Here is a 17,420-nt window from a genome sequence, read left to right as displayed (position 1 = left end):
AGAGGATGCCAATCCTGATACACCAGGACCACCACCGCCTACCGTATGCGATCCCACCTCCTCAGGTTCGGACACCCAGGTGACATCCTCACTTCCGCCTCTGTCCACGCGAGGATCTTCCCGCTCCACGGCCGGACGCCTTGCTGCGGAACTTCTCCCCCGCAGCTGTCCGGCGCGCCTTCTTCGCGGAAGCCTTCTCCGACGCGGTCCGCTTCGGTTGAGTGGTTCTGGAGCTGGCCCCTGTCCTGCCCCTCGCGATGCCCACGAAATCCTGGATCGCGTCGCAGTCATCGACCACCCGCCACACCAGAGCGATCGTCGTCGGACATCCGTCGCGGTAACCGCGGTTCTCGGTACGTCGGGAGCCCAGCCGCCTCAGCAGTGGCCGCGGAGCGAGGACCACACCGACACCTGTCGCTACGACGTCCACCGCCTCCCCCACCGCCCGGACGTCGACGATTCCGTCGGCATCCGGGACGTGGAAAACCGTCTGATCCGAGATCTCATCCCTGCCGAGCGTGTCCAGCAGGGTGAGTTCACTGTCCTTGGGGACCGCGATACCGGGTTCCTCCTCGTAGAGACGCACGAGGTGGTGGGTGTCATCTATCCGGGGATCCGGTAACCGGACGAGCGCCAGATCCACCCGACCACCGATGAGCTCCGCCATCGGATCGTGACTTTCCCCGGTCACCGGTTCCCGGTGGCCGGTCCGTTCCGCGAACCGGTCGAACCACTTCCCGGGTGCCGTACCCGTGACGAAACTGATGGACAGAGCACGCTCGGGGCTACGGGGATTCATGCACGGAATGTTACCGTGGGACAATGACAGACTCTGAAGTACGCCCTCCGTCGAGCACCGCGATGAAACCGCTCACCGCCGCCAAGAAGCTGGGCATCTACCTGCCTGCGGCACCTGAGGAGTTCCAGCGCAACGCGCTGACCCACGCGGAGTTCTCTGAACTGCAGCACAATCCCCCGCAGTGGTTGACGGATCTCCGGGCCACCGGCCCCCATCCCCGCCCGGAGGTCGCCCGGAAGCTGGGGATCACAGTTGCCGCACTCAAACGTAACGACATGGATCGGCCACTGACCACCGCGGAGATCAAGGACCTTCTCGCCGATCAGCCGGAGTGGCTGCGAAAGGCCAGGACCACACTCGCCGAGGAGCGTGCTGCCGCAGCCGCCCGCGAAGCCACCACCGCGGACGAGGGAATTCCGGACGAGGGTTAGCATCCGGTTCCGCAGCTGATGCGGGCAGCCGCGGGAAGAACCCACGGTGGGTCGACGAAGAAACGTCGGGACCGCACCGCACGAGAAACAGGTGGCCGATCTCCGGCACGGTCCTTATCCACTGTCCTGGCTTGTTTTTTCGGTACGCTCTCAGGTCACTCCACTCATTCAGAGTATCCGTGATGTCGCTGAACAGGTCGCCATACCGTTCCGGCATTCGGGTGATGCCCGAATGCCTCGCCCTGTGGGATGAGCACAGAGGCTACAGGGTCCCACTTCCCGGGTATTTCCCCGGGGAAACCATATGTTCCGTCCGAAGGTCGCCGGTACCACCATGTCATGGGGATGTGCAGTAAACCCCGGCGTGGGCCATACCCGCCGTAGGGTCGGAGGATCCGGGCATTGACGGGATGAGGACTGCACCGCCGACGCCGGTCACGGTGTCGACTGCCCTCGTGTCTCCCGGTGGGGTGTCCCATTAAGATGTGATCTTCGCCGTGGGGTTCCACTCTTTCGGGGGACGGGCACACGGGAGATGGCAGGGTATTCCCCCACTTTCGTGGCCGCGTCCGCCCACCCGTAGCCCGGTCCCCGGGGCCCGCACGTACGCGCCTAACGGATACCCGGACGTAAGTCCAGAATTCCGCGGGGCGAAAAAAGTGGGCGATGGAGAAACCAGCGGCCCCTCAGCTCGTCGACGGCGTCACAACAGGTGTCTGTCCACGGGAGTGGATTCGCTCATCCTCCACGACTACCGATGAAGAGGACGTCGACCCGGCGAGCGAGGAGGGTATCAGCGGTCGAGCTGAGCACGGTTCTGGACCAACCGGAAGGTCAGAGCATGTCCAGTGAGGTCTTCCGGCCCGGACCGGTCGGTCGCAGCACTGCGACACACCACCGGTCGACGTGGTCGCGGACATCCGACATGCCGTCATCCGCCGGCGGGAAGTTCCGGTGAAACTCGACAGCCTGCTGGCGTCCAGCTAATTTCGGCTCCATCGGCACTCGACGGAAGAGCGTCTACGGAAGTAGCCGAAGATCCTTGTGGAGTCGGGGTGAAAGTTGCGGTGCCTGCAATGCTCCACCCGGCAGCCCGTGGACCACTGGGAGCTTCACGGAACGCCCGAACACGGTTACCTCCCACCGGTGTCACGCCGATGGTTCTTCCTCCATCAACGGAGCTGGATCAGCGACCGGTTCCCCGTGGTGGGAGACACCACTCCCTGATGCCGTGAACCACCGGTCCCCACACCACCTGCGACAACTGACCAGCTGAGATCCGCACGCGGATCAGAGCGGTCGTCGATGGTGCTGAGAGAAAATGACTGTCCACCAGCAGAGATGATCGGAAAAGGCGGTCCGTCTGGACAGTGGATCGCCACGTGAGGGATTGAACGTATCTTCTGCCGGCGCCTCAGAAGGAGATGTCGAACGGTCGGGGCTGTGGGCCTGTGCCGCAGATGTACTGGCATGGCACGGCACCACTTCCGGGGCGACGGGAGATGACGTGGCGGGTGCCGGCACCTCCGACACCGCCACCGGGGAAGGTTGTTCAGACTGTCGACCACCACAGGCACCGGGAAACACGCACGCGGCAAATCCCGGATGCGGTCGGAGACGGGAAGGCCCGCAGGGCACTGGCCCGGCATCTCCCCAGGGGACAACCGGCCGGCACCGCCTGCCGGACACGGTCGGTCAGGTCGTTGATCAGGTAGAACAGGGAGACAGTACACAGTGCGGGATTCGCGGCGACATCGCCGGACACCACCGCACCGGACCCCGGACCTCGAGGTCGCGCCGGTGGTCGGGGGACACGGCGTGTCGGTGGTCAGAGAGGTCCACCGACCGTGAGGACGGGGACTCCCGCGACGGGCGGGAAACGACGCCAGGGTCATACGCCTCCAGTCCCCTGTCCCGAATTCCCGGCCAGCGGGCCGGAGGAGTCATCCCCCTACCCGACCCATCATCGGGGACCTCAACTCCCGTTCCGTGCAAGATGTGGTGCGGGGCGTCGAGGATGACCGGACCGACCGATGACGGAAGACACCTCGATGCCGGGACGAGCCTCCGTCACACGGCCATCCCCCCCCCCGGGCCGCGGCCGGTCAACCGCGCGGAGTGGAGGTAGCCACGGGTGCCGGTGTACGGGAAATCAACTCCGACGAGGACACCGTGTCGAACACTCGAGGCGGAACCTCGATGTCGTCGGGTCCTTCTCACCTACCCGTTCCGTGTCACCGACCGTGATCCGATCAAGGTCGGGATCCCTCTCGGCGGCGTTGACCCCGGTGGCGTGGGTTCCGGATCGGGGTGGCCGACCCGGGAAACGACGGTCGGATCAGGGCGCGGCGCGGAGCCCAACACCGATGCAGTGGTGACGGATATTTCTGTCACCGCCGGGCTCCGACAGGTCTGCGGGAGATGATCCCCCGCGCCACGGTACTCAACGGGACACTTCATCGCGATGCCCCGACAGTTCCCGCAGCAGCGGTACGGGGGTCAGCCTCTTGTCTTGAATATACCCCGGGGGGTATATTCACCGTGCTGAGACATCCACCACCGAGACCACCGGGAGCACACCATGAGACTCGTCATCGTCGGGGGTGTCGCCGGCGGAATGAGCTGCGCCGCCCGCGCCCGTCGCCTGGACGAATCCGCCGAGATCATCGTCCTCGAACGCGGCTCCCACCCGTCCTTCGCCAACTGCGCACTCCCCTACTACGTGGGTGGGGAGATCACCGACCCGGGTGCTCTGCTCGTCCAGACCCCGGAGTCACTGCGCGACGCCCTCGACATCGACGTCCGCGTCCACCACGATGTCGTCGGCCTCGATGCCGCGAGCCGAACCCTCTCCGTCGACACGCCCGACGGGAACATCCGGATCTCCTACGACGCACTGGTGCTCGCGCCCGGTGCGAAACCCTTCCTCCCGCCCGTTCCGGGACTCGACTCCCCCAGGGTCTCCACGCTGCGCACCGTGGACGATGCGACGGACCTGCGGGAACGGGTGACCTCGGGTGCCCGGAACGCGGTCGTCCTCGGCGCCGGTTTCATCGGGGTCGAGGCCGCCGAGGCGCTGGCGTCGGCGGGGCTCCGGGTGGACCTGGTGGAACTCGCCGACCACATCCTCCCGCCGGTGGAGCGGGAGATCGCCGGCCCGGTGACCGCGGAACTCGAACGCGCCGGCGTCACCGTCCGGACGGGGGTCGCCGCGGAGCGGATAGAAACCGGGGCCGAAGCGGACACCGTGGTCCTCTCCGACGGCACCCGGCTGAGCGCCGACCTGATCGTCCTGTCGGTCGGCGTGCGCCCCGACACCACCGTGTTCGAGAAAGCCGGGGTCTCCTGTGAGCGCGGGGCGATCATCGTCGACGAACACGGACGCACCAACCTGGACCACGTGTGGGCCGTCGGTGACGCCGTCGCCGACACCGATCCCGTCACCGGGGCCCGACGTCCGGTGGCTCTCGCCGGTCCGGCGAACCGCGCGGGCAGGCTGGTCGCCGACGACATCCTCCGTCCGGGTACCGCACGCCGTACACCACAACCCATGGGCACCGCCATCGTGCGGGTCGGCGAGGCGACCGTCGCGATCACCGGCGCCAACCGTTCGGCGCTCGAGGCGGCCGGGATACCGTACTTCACGGTGCACCTTCATCCCCTGCAGCACGCCGGCTACTTCCCGGGCGCGACGCAGGTCCATCTCCTCGCGCACATCCACGCGGAGGACGGCACCCTCCTCGGCGCACAGGCGTACGGGGCGGACGGCGTCGACAAGCGGATCGACGTCCTCGCCACCGCACTGCGCGCCCGCATGACCGCCGCCGACCTCATCGACCTCGATCTCGCGTACTCCCCGCCCTACGGCGCGGCCAAGGACCCCGTGAACATGCTCGGCATGATCGCCGCGAACGTCACCGACGGCACGGTACGGCTCTGGTACCCGCGGGACCTGCCCGAGGTTCGGCGCGACTGCCTGATCCTCGACGTCCGGGGTGTGGCCGAGGTCGATGCCGTGCGGATCCCCGGGGCGCTGAACATCGCACACACCGAACTCCGCGACCGCATCGACGAGGTCCGGGACGCCGCGGACGGAAGACCCGTGCGGATCCTGTGCGCCTCCGGCGTGCGCTCCTATCTCGCGTACCGGCTCCTGACGCAGCACGGCTTCGACACAGCGACCCTCTCGGGAGGGATGCTCACCCTCGAAGGCTGGCTGGGGCACCGTGCCGACACCGTCCTCGAACACGGGCGGAACTGACCCGTAAAACAGTCACGCCCACCGATGCCATCCCGACGAGGGGGAACCACCATGACCGAATTCCAGCCCGAGGACAAGAAACGCATACTCAACCGGCTGCGCCGCGCCCGCGGACAACTGAACGCAGTCATCGAGGCGGCCGAATCCGGTGCGCCGTGCCGGGACGTCGTCACCCAGCTGGCGGCCCTGAGCTCCGCACTGGACCGGGCCGGGTACGCCATCATCTCCGGGGCGATGAAGGGCTGCATCCGGGACGAGGACTCCCGGGAGGACGGTGATCTCACCCCCGAGGAGCTGGAGAAGCTGTTCCTCATGCTCGCCTGAGCCGCACCACCCGACAAACCACCACCCCACGACAAACCAACCCCACACGGAGGAAAACAATGTGCAGAGCAGTCACCTGCCGCAAATGCGGAAAAACAACCTGGGCCGGATGCGGCCAGCACGTCGACCAGGTCATGCGCGACGTCCCGGAATCGGAGCGGTGTCCGGGGCACGCCGATGAACCCGCGACCGGATTCCTCTCCCGGTTGTTCGGACGCCACTGACGTCCGCCCCTCCCCCCCGGGAGCACCCGGCGTCACTACACTCGGCGGTGTTCGGACCACCACGAGACGCAGCCGCCCGGCTCCCGGGACGGCAACGGAAGGATGATTGCGCCATGACCGAGAACACCACGAACTCCGGGCGATCCACCGTCCGCCTCGACGTGAAACTCACCGGGGAGACCGCGGACGCCATCCCCGTGGTCCTCATCGGATCCCTCGGCTCGGACCGGTCCATGTGGGAGGAACAGATCGGCCCGCTGTCGGAGAAGTGGCCGTTGATCGCCGTCGACCTGCGTGGCCACGGCGCCTCCCCGGTGCCGGACGGGCCCTACTCGATGCCGGCTCTCGCGGCGGACGTGCTGGGGACCCTCGACAACCTGCGGGTCCGGCGCGCCCACATCGTGGGCCTCTCCCTCGGCGGCGCGATCGCCCAGCAGATCGCGCTCGACGCACCCGAGCGGGTGACCAGTCTGACCCTGGTGTCCACCGCGGCGAAGTTCGGCGAGGAACAGACGTGGCGCGACAAGGCCGCCACCGTGCGTGCGGAGGGGACGAAGGCCCTGGCGGACACCGTCGCGCACAACTGGTTCACACCGACGTTCGGTGAGGCCGGGGCGTTCGCGGAGTACGAGGCCATGGTGTCCGCCTGCCCGGACGAGGGCTACGCGGCGTGCTGCGAGGCACTTGCCGAGTTCGACTCCCGCCCCCGGCTGGGTGAGATCAGCGTCCCGACGCTGGTCATCTCCGCCGCTGACGACCCCTCCACCCCACCGGACGTGGTGCGTGTCCTCGCTGACGGGATCCCCGGTGCCCGTCTCGAGTCCGTGAGCCCGGCCGCCCACCTCGTCAATGTGGAGCAGGCGGCCGTGGTCAACCAGCTGCTCGCCGATCACTTCACCGCCGCGGTCTGATCCCGCCCGGACAACAGCCGGACGCGAAACCGCCCGTCCCACCGGGTGCGAACGGTGGGACGGGCGGTTTTCCACGTCACGGGTCGGATCGGTCATCCGGCCCTGGTACGGGAGGGATCAGAGCATCTTCCACTCTTCGAGGCCCTCGTACAGCGGGTAGGACTCGGCGAGCTTAGCCGTGCGGGCACGCAGCGCGTCGACATCGGCGTTCTTTCCGTTCGCCAGGGCGGTGCCGATGATGTCGGCGACCTCGGTGAACGCGGCGTCGTCGAAGCCACGGGTGGCCAGCGCCGGGGTACCGATGCGCAGGCCGGAGGTGACCATCGGCGGGCGCGGGTCGAAGGGCACGGCGTTGCGGTTGACGGTGATGCCGACCTGATGCAGCAGGTCCTCGGCCTCCTGACCGTTGAGCTCGCTGTTGCGGAGATCCGCGAGCACGAGATGGACGTCGGTGCCGCCGGTGAGGACGTCGACGCCGGCGGCGGCGCAGTCGGAGCCGGTGAGGCGCTCAGCGAGGATGCGGGCACCGTCGAGGGTGCGCTGCTGGCGGGCTGCGAACTCCTCGGAGCCGGCGATCTTCATGGCGACGGCCTTCGCGGCGACGACGTGCATGAGCGGTCCGCCCTGCTGACCCGGGAACACGGAGGAGTTGAGCTTCTTCGCCCACTCCTGCTTCGCCAGGATCATGCCGGAACGGGGGCCGCCCAGGGTCTTGTGGACGGTGGTGGACACGACATCGGCGTGCGGGACCGGGGAGGGGTGCACGCCACCGGCGACGAGACCCGCGAAGTGGGCCATGTCGACCCAGAGCTTCGCACCGACCTCATCAGCGATGGACCGGAACGCGGCGAAGTCCTGGTGGCGCGGGTAGGCGGACCAGCCGGCGATGAGGACCTGCGGCTTCTCCTTGATCGCCTGCTCACGGACGCGGTCCATGTCGATGCGGAACGTGTCCTCCTCGACGCCGTAGGCGGCGACCTCGTAAAGCTTGCCGGAGAAGTTGAGCTTCATGCCGTGGGTGAGGTGCCCACCGTGGGCCAGTGAGAGACCCATGATCTTGTCGCCGGGGTTGGCCAGTGCCATGAGGACGGCGGCGTTCGCCTGGGCACCGGAGTGCGGCTGGACGTTCGCGAATTCCGCCCCGAAGACCTCCTTGGCCCGGTCGCGGGCGAGGTCCTCGACGACGTCGACGTGCTCACAGCCGCCGTAGTATCGGCGCCCGGGGTAGCCTTCCGCGTACTTGTTCGTCAGGACGGAGCCCTGTGCCTGCAGGACACCGCGCGGGACGAAGTTCTCGGACGCGATCATCTCGAGGGTGTCCCGCTGACGTGCGAGTTCGTCGCGGAGGACCTGTTCGACGGCGGGGTCGAGTTCGGCCAGTGGAAGCCATCGTGAGTCGTTGTTCGGGGTGGAGCTGGATTCGGTCATGTGTGCCCGGTTTCCCTTCGTGTCAGCACCTCCCGGGACAAGACCACGCCCCGGGATATTCAAATGCCACGCCAGTCTATCCCGCACGACGGGGAATGTGGACAGAGAGGTCTGTTGCCGGGCTCATCCGGCCCCCGTGTCGGGGTGTGGGGGCGCCGGTGTGCACAATGGAGCCATGGCACGCCCACGGGAGATCAGCCCGTACCTGGACTTCGACCGGACCGAGTGGCGGCATCTGCGCAAGTCGATGCCGCAGGTCCTGACAGCGGACGAGGTGGTCCAGCTGCGCGGTATCGGTGAGAACATCGACCTCGACGAGGTCGCCGACGTCTACCTGCCGTTGTCCCGTCTCATCCATCTCCGGGTGAAGGCGCGGAAGAAACTGATCAGCACCACCTCCACCTTCGTCGACAAGCCGGCCGAGCACGTGCCATTCATCATCGGTGTCGCCGGCTCCGTCGCGGTGGGGAAATCGACGACGGCACGTCTGCTGCAGGTGCTGCTGCAACGGTGGGAGTCCCATCCGCGGGTTGATCTGGTGACGACGGACGGTTTCCTCTACCCCACCGCTGAGCTGGAACGCCGTGGTCTGTCCTCCAGGAAGGGATTCCCGGAGAGCTACGACCAGCGTGCCCTGATGCGCTTCGTCACCGACGTGAAGTCGGGCAGCCCGGTGTGCCGGGCACCGGTGTACTCGCACGAACTCTACGACCGGGTTCCCGACGAGATGGTCGAGGTCCGACAGCCGGACATCCTCATCCTGGAGGGGCTGAACGTCCTGCAGACGGGTCCGACCCTGATGGTCAGTGATCTGTTCGACTTCTCCGTCTACGTCGACGCGCACAGTGACGACATCGAGGAGTGGTTCATCCACCGTTTCATGGCCCTGCGCGCGACATCGTTCAGCAAGCCCGGTTCGCATTTCGCACACTTCGCCGAACTTGACGACGAGGAGTCACGACAGGTGGCCCGGGAGATCTGGCAGTCGGTGAATCTGCCGAACCTGGTGGAGAACATCCTGCCGACCCGGGTGCGTGCGTCACTGGTTCTCGTGAAGGGACGTGACCACCTCGTGCAGCGGGTCCGGATGCGCAAGATCTGATCCGGGTCAACCACGCGGGCGGATCAACCTCCGGGTCGGTTCACACCCTGTTGCGGTGCACCCACTGTTCCACGGGTCCGAGCTCCGCATCATCGACACGGTCGATGTCACGCCCGTACTGACGGACGATCTCCTCCTCGTTCTCGTTGCGGTTCGACTTGCGGCGGAGCATCTGGTTCAACGACCACAGTGCCCCCCTGTGGACCCTGCTGAGCTGAGAGTGCATGAGCCTGCCCGGCAGGTAGAAACGGGTGACGCGCCCGGCATTGTCGCCGAGTGCCTTGGCCGCCACGTCCTGCTCACGGACCCAGGTACTCACACTCATGCCGACGACAGCCAGTGCGGTCGGGCGGCCGCCGAGATCATTGCCCCGCAGCCATTTTGCCCCGCTGATCTGGTTGGCGTAGTTCGGTGAGAACACGACGACAGGTCCGGTGCCCGGGAGCTGCGCGACGGCGGAGGGGGCGTCACCGAGGGCGATCGGGATCACCCCGAGACGCTCAGCGAAACTCCGGGCGTACTGCTCGGTGGAGCCGTAGGTGGAATCGAAGATGACGGTCAACTCGGGCGTGCTCATCGTTGGGTCCTCACAGAAAGCGGGTCATTTCCCGAAGCGTCTGCTCCGGAAGGCGTAGGAGCGGAGCGCCCGGAGGAAATCGATCCTGCGGAACGCCGGCCAGTAGGTGTCGGTGAACCAGATCTCGGAGTAGGCGGCCTGCCACAGCAGGAATCCGGAGAGGCGCTGTTCGCCCGATGTACGGATGACGAGATCGGGGTCCGGCTGTCCCGAGGTGTAGAGGTGACGGGAGATCGAGTCGACGCCGATCTCGCCGACGATCTGTTCCGGGGTCAGTCCCTCACCGGCTTTCTCGGCGACGAGATCCCGGACGGCGTCGACGATCTCCTGGCGGCCGCCGTAGCCGACCGCGACATTGACGGTCACCCCGGTGTGCTCCCCGGTTTTCCGGGCCGCGGCACGTAACCGTTCGGCGAAGTCGTCCGGTAGCAGGTCGAGATGCCCGACGAGGCGGACCCGGCAATTGGTCTCCGGATCCGCGAGTTCATCGACGACGTCGCCGATGATGTCGAACAGCAGTTGCAGCTCATTTTCCGCGCGCCCGAGGTTCTCGGTCGACAGCAGGTAGACCGTGACGAGTTCGACGCCGGTCTCATCGCACCAGCGGACCATCTCGCCGATCTTCCGCGCCCCGACGCGGTGCCCGTGGCTGACATCGGCGAAGCCCGCCTCGCGGGCCCACCGCCGGTTCCCGTCGCACATGACCGCAACATGCTTCGGTCGCCGCCGACCGCGGATCTCGCGGCGCAGCCGGTTCTCATAGACCGGGTAGAGCAGTTGCGGGAGGAGTTTCACGGTACCGATTCTAGTCGCGGGCGTCCGAGAGGAGGGTCACGGGGTGGATGATGCGGGGACTTCCACGGCGAACTCCACGATTCCGGGGTGGATCCTCAGAACCAGAGCCGCTTCGGTGCCTTCAGTCCCTCATCGGCCATCGCCTTGTCGATGGCGTCCTGATCGAAGGGATCTATACCGTGTGCCTCGGCGAACTCCCTCCGCCGGGCCATGCTGCGGACGCGCCGACTGAGCGCCCATCCGATGTAGAGAACGATCGCACCGAGGAGCACGAGCACGAACAGCCCCACCGGGGAGGCCTTGCCGAACTCCGGGCCGAGCGGGCCGGACCGCTCCGCCTGCGCGAGAATGACACCGGCGACATCCTGGATGTCCATCTAGTTCTCCTCTGTCCCGATACCCGCGAACAGGTCCGTCTCCGGCAGGGTGGTCCGCACCCTGGTCCGCGCAAGTTCGAATTCTTCCGTCGGCCACAGCCTACGCTGCACCTCAACCGGGGTGGCGAAGAACATGCCGGCCGGATCGATCTGCGTGGCGTGCGCCCGGAGGGCATCGTCCCGGCGGTCGAAGTAGTCCGCGCACGGCACCTGGGTGGTCACCCGGGCCATGATGTCCGCGCGGTCACTGTTCCAGCGCTCGAGCATCGGACCGAACGGGCTGGGTCGACCCGCGGCGACGAGTTCGTCGTGGAACAGCTTCATGCGTTGCCGGATGAATCCGTGGGTGTAGTACAGCTTCAGCGGGGTGTACGGCTCCCCGAGCTCCGGGTGGTAGTCCGGGTCACCGGCCGCATCCCAGGCGACCATCGACACCTCGTGAACCTTCAGGTGATCGGGGTGCGGGTAGCCGCCGTTCTCGTCGTAGGTGACGATGACCTGCGGCCGAAAGTCCCGGATGATCCGGACGAGATCCCGCACCACGCGGTCGGTGTCGGCAAGCGCGAAGCACCCGTCGGGAAGCGGCGGTAGCGGATCCCCCTCGGGCAGCCCGGAATCGACGTACCCGAGCCAGGCGTGCCGGCACCCGAGTGCCTCGGCGGCGGCGGCCATCTCGTCCCTCCGGATCTGGTCCATGTTCTCCAGGACCCCGGGACGATTCATGGCCGGGTTGAGGATCGAGCCGCGCTCACCGCCGGTGCAGGTGACGACCATGGTCTCTGCGCCCTCGGCGGAGTACCGCGCGAGCGTGGCGGCCCCCTTGCTCGCTTCGTCATCCGGGTGCGCGTGGATGGCCAGTAGGCGGTGCTGACTCACAGTCTCGTCGTCCTTCTTTCGCGGCTGTCTGCGGTGCGTCGGGCAGGTTCGCACCCGACGACGGCGTTGTCCCGGAACCATCCTAGACAACCCCCGGACCGCCCCGCACCGCGGCCCCGGGACACGTCTATCATGGAATCCGTGCACCCCGACGGGCTGCACCGGATCCGGTCACGACCGGAACCGGACGCACGGACAGACAGGAAGGCCGACACCGTGGAGAAGCCGTCCCCCCGCCAACACCTCCCGGCCGACCGCTACGCGGTCACCGCCGACGGCAGCCGGGGAAACCTCTCGGGCCGTCTCATCGCGATCGGATCCGTCCTCTTCCTCATCGCCGCGGTCGTGGTCACCGTCCAGTACTTCCAGAAGACCGCCGCCGCGACCGTAAGCGCAACCACCTCAGGCTTCGAACGCGCCGAGGACGAGTCAACACTGCGGATGTTCGTGGACGTCACCCGGAAGAACACCGGCACCGAGAGTTACTGCATCATCCAGGCACTGGACTACGACAAGATCGAGGTCGGGCGCCGCGAGTTCCTCATTCCCCCGGGAGGGGATTCCACGGAGCGATACACCGTGGAGATCCCGACCCGCGGTCTCCCCGTCGCCGGGAAGGTGTACGGCTGCCACGAGAAGGTACCCGCGTATCTCACGGAATCCGAGCCCCGCTGAACCGGGTTCCCGGCAGCGTCCCGTGTGTTAGAATCCATCGCGAAACAGCCCTGACGATACACGTGTGTCCGGCGTTGTTCCCCGAACAGTGGATCCCGTTTCACCGGGTGATCACTGTAGGCACCACAGTCACGCCCCGTGGGCCGCACCCGGACGCTTCCGCGTCTTCCGTCGTGCGGGCACCCGGGGCACTGTCAGCTGTCCGGGAACATCCCGTGCCGGTGACACAGGTACCGATGACTCCATCGGCGCAGGGCGATCGGATGGTGTGCACCCGCCATCGTCCGATCACGACGACGAAGACTGGGAAGGCACCGACACCATGGCTGACATTCAGAAGCAGTACATCACCCCGGAAACCAAGAAGAAGCTCGAGGCGGAGCTCAACGAGCTCATCGCCCACCGGCCGGTGGTCGCTGCCGAGATCAACGAGCGCCGCGAGGAGGGTGACCTCAAGGAGAACGCCGGCTACGACGCCGCCCGCGAGATGCAGGTCGAGGAGGAGGCCCGCATCCAGCAGATCTCCCAGATCCTGGCCAGCTCCACCACCGAGCGTGCGGCCGTCGAAGAAGGTGTCGCACACGTAGGTTCCGTCGTGCACGTCTACTACGACGGAGACGAGTCACAGAAGGAGACCTTCCTGATCGGTACCCGCGCGGCCGCGAGCGACAACAAGGACCTGGAGACCTACTCCGAGCAGGCTCCGCTGGGCAAGGCGGTCCTCGGTGCCCGCGAGGGCGAGACCCGTGAGTACACCGCCCCCAACGGCCGCGTCATCAGCGTCACCGTCGTCTCCGCTGAACCGTACAACTCCGAGAAGTACGCGACCCTGCGCTCCCAGAGCCAGTAAACCAGCCCCCACCCAGCCCCCACAGAGAAAGGCCCGGAAACGATCATGACCACCCGCACCCGTACCCTGGCGGCCGTCGCCGCCGCCACCCTGGCTCTCGCAGCGTGTTCACCGCCCAATCAGGTTCCCACCGATGAGCGCGTCGTCACCGCGACGGAGCTGTCCGCGCCGGCCAGCATCGAGATGGACGAGACCACGGCCATGCCCACCAGCGCGCAGCACGGTGAGTCCACGTCACATGACTCCACCACCGCCACCATGTCCACCATGACGAGCAGCGTCGCGGACCCCGAGACGCTTCCCGGCGTGATCAACTGCGTCAGCACTCCCTCGCAGCGCCCCACCACCCTGAACCTCGCTTGTTCCGGCAACGACGACCGCCTCGTCGACATCGTCTGGCTCACGTGGGACGAGGAACAGGCCACCGGCACCGCGACCCGTATCACGAACACGTGTGAACCGACCTGCGTCGACGGCACCGAGGAGACGACCCCCGACGTCGAGGTCGTCCTGAGCCTGCCCCGCAACACCCCGCAGGGTCCGGCCTTCACCCAGATCACCGTCGACGGGGAGACGATCGCCCTCTAGGGAGGAGCCTCTCCCCCGACTCAACCCGGCAACCGGTTCCAGTTTTCACCGGTCGCCGGGTTTTCTCTTGTCCGTCCGCTGACGGTCTGCCGGAGAATTGACCACACGGAGATGATCACGCAGAGTCCCTTCTTCTCTCCCCCTCATACGGACGAACCCCGGTAGCCGCCCGCTGTCAGTGCGGGGGCTACCGGGGTTCTCAGGTCTGCCGGTTCGTCCGGGTGGTACCCGGTCAGCGGTTGTTGAAGTAGCTGAGCAGACGCAGGATCTCGGTGTAGAGCCAGACCAGGGTGACCGCGAGGCCGAGGGCGACGCCCCAGGCCATGTTCGCGGGCGCACCGGCACGGACGAGCTTGTCCGCGGAGTCGAAGTCCACGAGGAAGCTCATGGCGGCGAGGACGATGCACACCAGCGAGAAGATGATCGCGATCGGACCACCGTCACGCAGGACGTTGAAGGAGGTGAACATCGACATCAGCATGTTGCCCACGATGAGGATGAGGACACCGACCATGCAGCCGACCAGAATTCGGGTGAACTTAGGGGTGACCTTCACGGCGCCGGACTTGTAGACGTACAGCATGCCGAGGAACACACCCACCGTGCCGAGCACCGCCTGGCCGATGAGGGCTCCGGCGTTGGCGCCGCCGACGAGTACACCGGAGAACATCAGGGAGATTCCGCCGACGAACAGACCTTCGAACGCGGCGTAGGTCAGGGCGATGGGGGCGGAACCGTACTTCCTGCCGAACGAGAAGATGAGGACGGTGACGAGGCCACCGATCGCACCGACGATGGTGAGCAGCATGGCGAGGCCCGGATTGACCATCGTTCCGATGAGGAAGTTGACCACCGCGAGCGCCACGATGATCCCCAGCACGATACCGGTCTTGGTGACGATGTCGTCCACCGTGATCGGGCGCTGGGTATCGGAGGTGCCACCCTGCTGGGCGAGGTACGGGTCCTGGTATCCGGCCTGCGGGTAGCCCGTCTGGTAGGGGTTCGGCTGGGGCTGGTTCCGATTGCCCGTCAGTGAACTGAGAACAGGGTTGCTACTACGCACGTCGTCCCTGGTCCTTTCTGTTGTCCTGGATTTGTCGTTGAGAGCATTACATCCCGTATAACGCTTCCTCCGACCCTAAAGTTCCCGGGTTCGGACAACAAACAGATAAAGCCGGGGACCGCGGTCGGATACCCTACCCGGCGGTCGACCCACCGGCGATTTCGAGGAACTGCCCATTCTGGAAGTCCCGCGGTGAGACGCCGTGCATCCCCTTGAAAGCCCGGGAGAACGCGGCCGTTGAACGGTACCCGACCGTCCGGGACACGTCCTTGGGGCGCAGGCCCGCGCGCAGCAGCTTCCGCGCCTCGTCCATCTTCTGCGTGAAGGTGAACACCGATGGCGCCGAGGCGGTGTCCGCCCGGGTGACCACTCCTAGAGCACTGCGGTAACAGTCCACGACGTCCGCGAGCTCCGGTGTCGCGTCCAGGTCGGTGTCCGCACTCATCGGCAGAGCGATCGATCCGGCGGCGATGTCGAGCCGGGTGTTGGTCCCGGCGGGAATCGTCGCACTGTCCCCGTTTCCGAGGAAACGGCAGTAGCCCGGGGTGGTCAATGTCGCGGTTCCGCGGTAGACCCACAGGACGACGTCTGATCCGGTGGAACGGTGCCAGGTACTCGACGAGGGGATCTCCGGAGGAGTCCCCGCCGGGGCCATTCCGACGGAACCGGGGGTGTAGGCGGACGGTGTGCAGCCGGTGTGACGGCGGAAGGCCCGGGTGAGTGATGAGGTGGCGGCGAAGCCGACGAGATTCGCCACGACCGCAACCGAGAAATCCCGTGCGAGGAGTTCAGCCGCGGAGGACACCCTGTAGGCGGTGCGCCACTCGGAGAACGTCAGGCCGGTGGAGGCGAGGAACTGCCGCTGCAGCGTCCGGGCGGAAACCCGGTGCTGTTCCGCGAAGTCCTCGAGTGAGGTCTGATCACCGGGGTTGACGCGCAACTGCTCGGCCACCGCGTTGGCCTCGTCAGCCTCCGGCGCCGGTGGCGGGGCCGCTGGATCATCGAAGAGTCTGGCGATCTCCGGGGAGAGAGTTCGGGCGCCACGGAGATACCCCAGTGATCTGGAGAATTCGTAGACCATGAAATCGCCCCACTCCATACCGAGGTGGACTCGACGGGACGACCCGGAGATTCCCAGATTCGGGAAGACGATCGGGATGACCAGACCATCGCCGGACACCGTGGACGGTCCTGCGGCGAAACAGAGTTCACCGGCGGGGAGTTCACACCTCCAGGTGCCGACCCTGATCGTCGCGGAACCCGAATGGCACCACAGGAGGGCCGGGTGGGGGTAGGAGACAACCATGTCGTACCTCAATCATCTTTAGGCGACGCTAACCTAAACGATAGTAACGGTAAGGCAACACTAAGACACTAGTGGTCTGGACGAAAATCCTTGCCAATTGCCTTTAGTGCAACCATTCGTTGAGGTCAAGGCATCCTTCTTTCGTCTACCCCCAATTGTTCACCCACCCCCGTTATGGGGTGTCGTGCGAAAAGTCACAGCCCCGGAGGGCAGGGGAATTGCACCAACAGCTGTTTTGCGGTGCTCCCGAGGTACCGGCCACCGCATGCGGAATCGCCTCGATCCATGCCCGCTCGCGCGCGTTCGCGAGGACCATCCTCCGGTCTGCCGTCGAAACCCCATCATCAACTGGAGGATGAATCACCCGTGGGAACGATGCAGCCGTCGACGATTCCTTTCCCACCTCATGCGCTACCTTCACCTCAGACAGACGGCGGAGCCCGCCAGCTTTCGTGGTTGACAACCCGTTCGTCTCCGTGAGACCACTGGCGGAGGGCCGGTCTGCCTGCCATGCCGCGGAGCCGGGCACCCTCAGGCCGGACAGACGACAATCCGGAATCTCATCCTTCAGTGAAGCACGCCCGTGGGATGCGGTACCACCATGTGGTGGGACGGTGGCTCCCGCCCACCCCGGGCCTCAGGGGTCCCGGAAGTCGCACCCGTTCCGTCCCATCCGCACGGCCGTAGCCATGTCAGTCGGGCACATTCTCATACTGGTGCCCCCAGTGGGACTCGAACCCACACTGCGCGGATTTTAAGTCCGCTGCCTCTGCCAATTGGGCTATAGGGGCATACCGGCACAGTTTAACGCACCGGTGGCGGTGTTCCCTCCC

General features: G+C 66.3%; 18 protein-coding genes and 1 tRNA gene. 9 read left to right on the top strand and 10 right to left on the bottom strand.

What is annotated here, in order from left to right:
* Positions 1-88: 88 nt before the first annotated feature.
* Positions 89-799 (bottom strand): LysR family transcriptional regulator, encoded by a 711-nt coding sequence (locus KRX55_RS05925; RefSeq protein ID WP_218406854.1) that lies wholly within the window; start codon positions 797-799, stop codon positions 89-91.
* A gap of 23 nt (positions 800-822) precedes the next feature.
* Here KRX55_RS05925 and KRX55_RS05920 point away from each other — a divergent pair, with 23 nt between their 5' ends.
* Positions 823-1,230 (top strand): DUF5997 family protein, encoded by a 408-nt coding sequence (locus tag KRX55_RS05920; protein ID WP_218406853.1) that lies wholly within the window; start codon positions 823-825, stop codon positions 1,228-1,230.
* Positions 1,231-2,064: 834 nt separating this feature from the next.
* On the opposite strand, the gene KRX55_RS05915 is transcribed toward KRX55_RS05920, so the two are convergent.
* Complete coding sequence (locus tag KRX55_RS05915) at positions 2,065-2,229, bottom strand: hypothetical protein (protein ID WP_218406852.1); 165 nt, start codon at positions 2,227-2,229, stop codon at positions 2,065-2,067.
* Between the two features lie 1,582 nt (positions 2,230-3,811).
* On the opposite strand from KRX55_RS05915, the gene KRX55_RS05910 reads away from it, so the two are divergent.
* From KRX55_RS05910 to pcaD, 4 genes are all read left to right on the top strand, one after another.
* On the top strand, positions 3,812-5,491 hold the full coding sequence (locus KRX55_RS05910; RefSeq protein WP_218406851.1) for an FAD-dependent oxidoreductase: 1,680 nt from the start codon (positions 3,812-3,814) through the stop codon (positions 5,489-5,491).
* Between the two features lie 51 nt (positions 5,492-5,542).
* Complete coding sequence (locus KRX55_RS05905; RefSeq protein WP_198737501.1) at positions 5,543-5,815, top strand: metal-sensitive transcriptional regulator; 273 nt, start codon at positions 5,543-5,545, stop codon at positions 5,813-5,815.
* Between the two features lie 59 nt (positions 5,816-5,874).
* A complete protein-coding gene (locus tag KRX55_RS05900; protein ID WP_218406850.1) occupies positions 5,875-6,039 on the top strand; it encodes a hypothetical protein in 165 nt (54 codons plus the stop codon).
* Between the two features lie 113 nt (positions 6,040-6,152).
* Positions 6,153-6,950: a 3-oxoadipate enol-lactonase gene (gene pcaD / locus KRX55_RS05895; RefSeq protein ID WP_218406849.1), complete on the top strand. Its 798-nt coding sequence runs from the start codon at positions 6,153-6,155 to the stop codon at positions 6,948-6,950.
* A 117-nt stretch (positions 6,951-7,067) separates the two neighbouring features.
* On the opposite strand, the gene glyA is transcribed toward pcaD, so the two are convergent.
* Positions 7,068-8,378, bottom strand: coding sequence for a serine hydroxymethyltransferase (gene glyA / locus KRX55_RS05890; RefSeq protein ID WP_218406848.1), 1,311 nt, complete (start codon positions 8,376-8,378; stop codon positions 7,068-7,070).
* A 175-nt stretch (positions 8,379-8,553) separates the two neighbouring features.
* Here glyA and coaA point away from each other — a divergent pair, with 175 nt between their 5' ends.
* Positions 8,554-9,480, top strand: coding sequence for a type I pantothenate kinase (gene coaA / locus KRX55_RS05885; protein WP_218406847.1), 927 nt, complete (start codon positions 8,554-8,556; stop codon positions 9,478-9,480).
* A 40-nt stretch (positions 9,481-9,520) separates the two neighbouring features.
* Here the strand turns inward: coaA and KRX55_RS05880 are convergent, their stop codons facing one another.
* The 4 genes from KRX55_RS05880 to mca all read right to left on the bottom strand — a co-directional run bounded on the left by KRX55_RS05880 (position 9,521) and on the right by mca (position 12,105).
* The gene (locus tag KRX55_RS05880) at positions 9,521-10,057 is read right to left on the bottom strand and encodes a flavodoxin domain-containing protein (protein WP_218406846.1); all 537 of its coding nucleotides are present in this window, start codon (positions 10,055-10,057) and stop codon (positions 9,521-9,523) included.
* Between the two features lie 24 nt (positions 10,058-10,081).
* Entirely contained in the window at positions 10,082-10,852 is a 771-nt protein-coding gene (locus KRX55_RS05875) for an isoprenyl transferase (protein ID WP_218406845.1), read from the bottom strand.
* Between the two features lie 95 nt (positions 10,853-10,947).
* Entirely contained in the window at positions 10,948-11,229 is a 282-nt protein-coding gene (locus KRX55_RS05870) for a hypothetical protein (RefSeq protein WP_218406844.1), read from the bottom strand.
* Positions 11,230-12,105 (bottom strand): mycothiol conjugate amidase Mca, encoded by an 876-nt coding sequence (mca, locus tag KRX55_RS05865; protein ID WP_218406843.1) that lies wholly within the window; start codon positions 12,103-12,105, stop codon positions 11,230-11,232.
* A gap of 132 nt (positions 12,106-12,237) precedes the next feature.
* Between mca and KRX55_RS05860 the strand changes: the two genes are divergently transcribed.
* The 3 genes from KRX55_RS05860 to KRX55_RS05850 all read left to right on the top strand — a co-directional run bounded on the left by KRX55_RS05860 (position 12,238) and on the right by KRX55_RS05850 (position 14,218).
* On the top strand, positions 12,238-12,780 hold the full coding sequence (locus tag KRX55_RS05860) for a DUF4307 domain-containing protein (RefSeq protein WP_218406842.1): 543 nt from the start codon (positions 12,238-12,240) through the stop codon (positions 12,778-12,780).
* 322 nt (positions 12,781-13,102) lie between these two features.
* Positions 13,103-13,630, top strand: a complete 528-nt coding sequence (gene greA, locus KRX55_RS05855) for a transcription elongation factor GreA (protein ID WP_218406841.1) — start codon at positions 13,103-13,105, stop codon at positions 13,628-13,630.
* 45 nt (positions 13,631-13,675) lie between these two features.
* A complete protein-coding gene (locus tag KRX55_RS05850) occupies positions 13,676-14,218 on the top strand; it encodes a hypothetical protein (RefSeq protein WP_218406840.1) in 543 nt (180 codons plus the stop codon).
* A 232-nt stretch (positions 14,219-14,450) separates the two neighbouring features.
* Here the strand turns inward: KRX55_RS05850 and KRX55_RS05845 are convergent, their stop codons facing one another.
* From KRX55_RS05845 to KRX55_RS05835, 3 genes are all read right to left on the bottom strand, one after another.
* Entirely contained in the window at positions 14,451-15,281 is an 831-nt protein-coding gene (locus KRX55_RS05845; protein WP_218406839.1) for a Bax inhibitor-1/YccA family protein, read from the bottom strand.
* A 133-nt stretch (positions 15,282-15,414) separates the two neighbouring features.
* Positions 15,415-16,587, bottom strand: coding sequence for a helix-turn-helix domain-containing protein (locus KRX55_RS05840; protein ID WP_218406838.1), 1,173 nt, complete (start codon positions 16,585-16,587; stop codon positions 15,415-15,417).
* A 714-nt stretch (positions 16,588-17,301) separates the two neighbouring features.
* Positions 17,302-17,378: transfer RNA gene (locus KRX55_RS05835), tRNA-Leu, on the bottom strand.
* Positions 17,379-17,420 lie beyond the last annotated feature (42 nt).

The organism is Corynebacterium sp. TAE3-ERU16 (genome assembly GCF_019209935.1).
Taxonomy (GTDB): domain Bacteria; phylum Actinomycetota; class Actinomycetes; order Mycobacteriales; family Mycobacteriaceae; genus Corynebacterium; species Corynebacterium antarcticum.
Note: the sequence above shows the minus strand (reverse complement) of the source record. Positions and strands in the feature narration are given on the sequence as shown.

Coding starts and splice junctions, on each gene's coding strand:
- KRX55_RS05925 (WP_218406854.1), bottom strand. CDS start 799: ATGAATCCCCGTAGCCCCGAGCGTGCTCTGTCCATCAGTTTCGTCACG.
- KRX55_RS05920 (WP_218406853.1), top strand. CDS start 823: ATGACAGACTCTGAAGTACGCCCTCCGTCGAGCACCGCGATGAAACCG.
- KRX55_RS05915 (WP_218406852.1), bottom strand. CDS start 2,229: ATGGAGCCGAAATTAGCTGGACGCCAGCAGGCTGTCGAGTTTCACCGG.
- KRX55_RS05910 (WP_218406851.1), top strand. CDS start 3,812: ATGAGACTCGTCATCGTCGGGGGTGTCGCCGGCGGAATGAGCTGCGCC.
- KRX55_RS05905 (WP_198737501.1), top strand. CDS start 5,543: ATGACCGAATTCCAGCCCGAGGACAAGAAACGCATACTCAACCGGCTG.
- KRX55_RS05900 (WP_218406850.1), top strand. CDS start 5,875: ATGTGCAGAGCAGTCACCTGCCGCAAATGCGGAAAAACAACCTGGGCC.
- pcaD (WP_218406849.1), top strand. CDS start 6,153: ATGACCGAGAACACCACGAACTCCGGGCGATCCACCGTCCGCCTCGAC.
- glyA (WP_218406848.1), bottom strand. CDS start 8,378: ATGACCGAATCCAGCTCCACCCCGAACAACGACTCACGATGGCTTCCA.
- coaA (WP_218406847.1), top strand. CDS start 8,554: ATGGCACGCCCACGGGAGATCAGCCCGTACCTGGACTTCGACCGGACC.
- KRX55_RS05880 (WP_218406846.1), bottom strand. CDS start 10,057: ATGAGCACGCCCGAGTTGACCGTCATCTTCGATTCCACCTACGGCTCC.
- KRX55_RS05870 (WP_218406844.1), bottom strand. CDS start 11,229: ATGGACATCCAGGATGTCGCCGGTGTCATTCTCGCGCAGGCGGAGCGG.
- KRX55_RS05860 (WP_218406842.1), top strand. CDS start 12,238: ATGGAATCCGTGCACCCCGACGGGCTGCACCGGATCCGGTCACGACCG.
- greA (WP_218406841.1), top strand. CDS start 13,103: ATGGCTGACATTCAGAAGCAGTACATCACCCCGGAAACCAAGAAGAAG.
- KRX55_RS05850 (WP_218406840.1), top strand. CDS start 13,676: ATGACCACCCGCACCCGTACCCTGGCGGCCGTCGCCGCCGCCACCCTG.
- KRX55_RS05840 (WP_218406838.1), bottom strand. CDS start 16,587: ATGGTTGTCTCCTACCCCCACCCGGCCCTCCTGTGGTGCCATTCGGGT.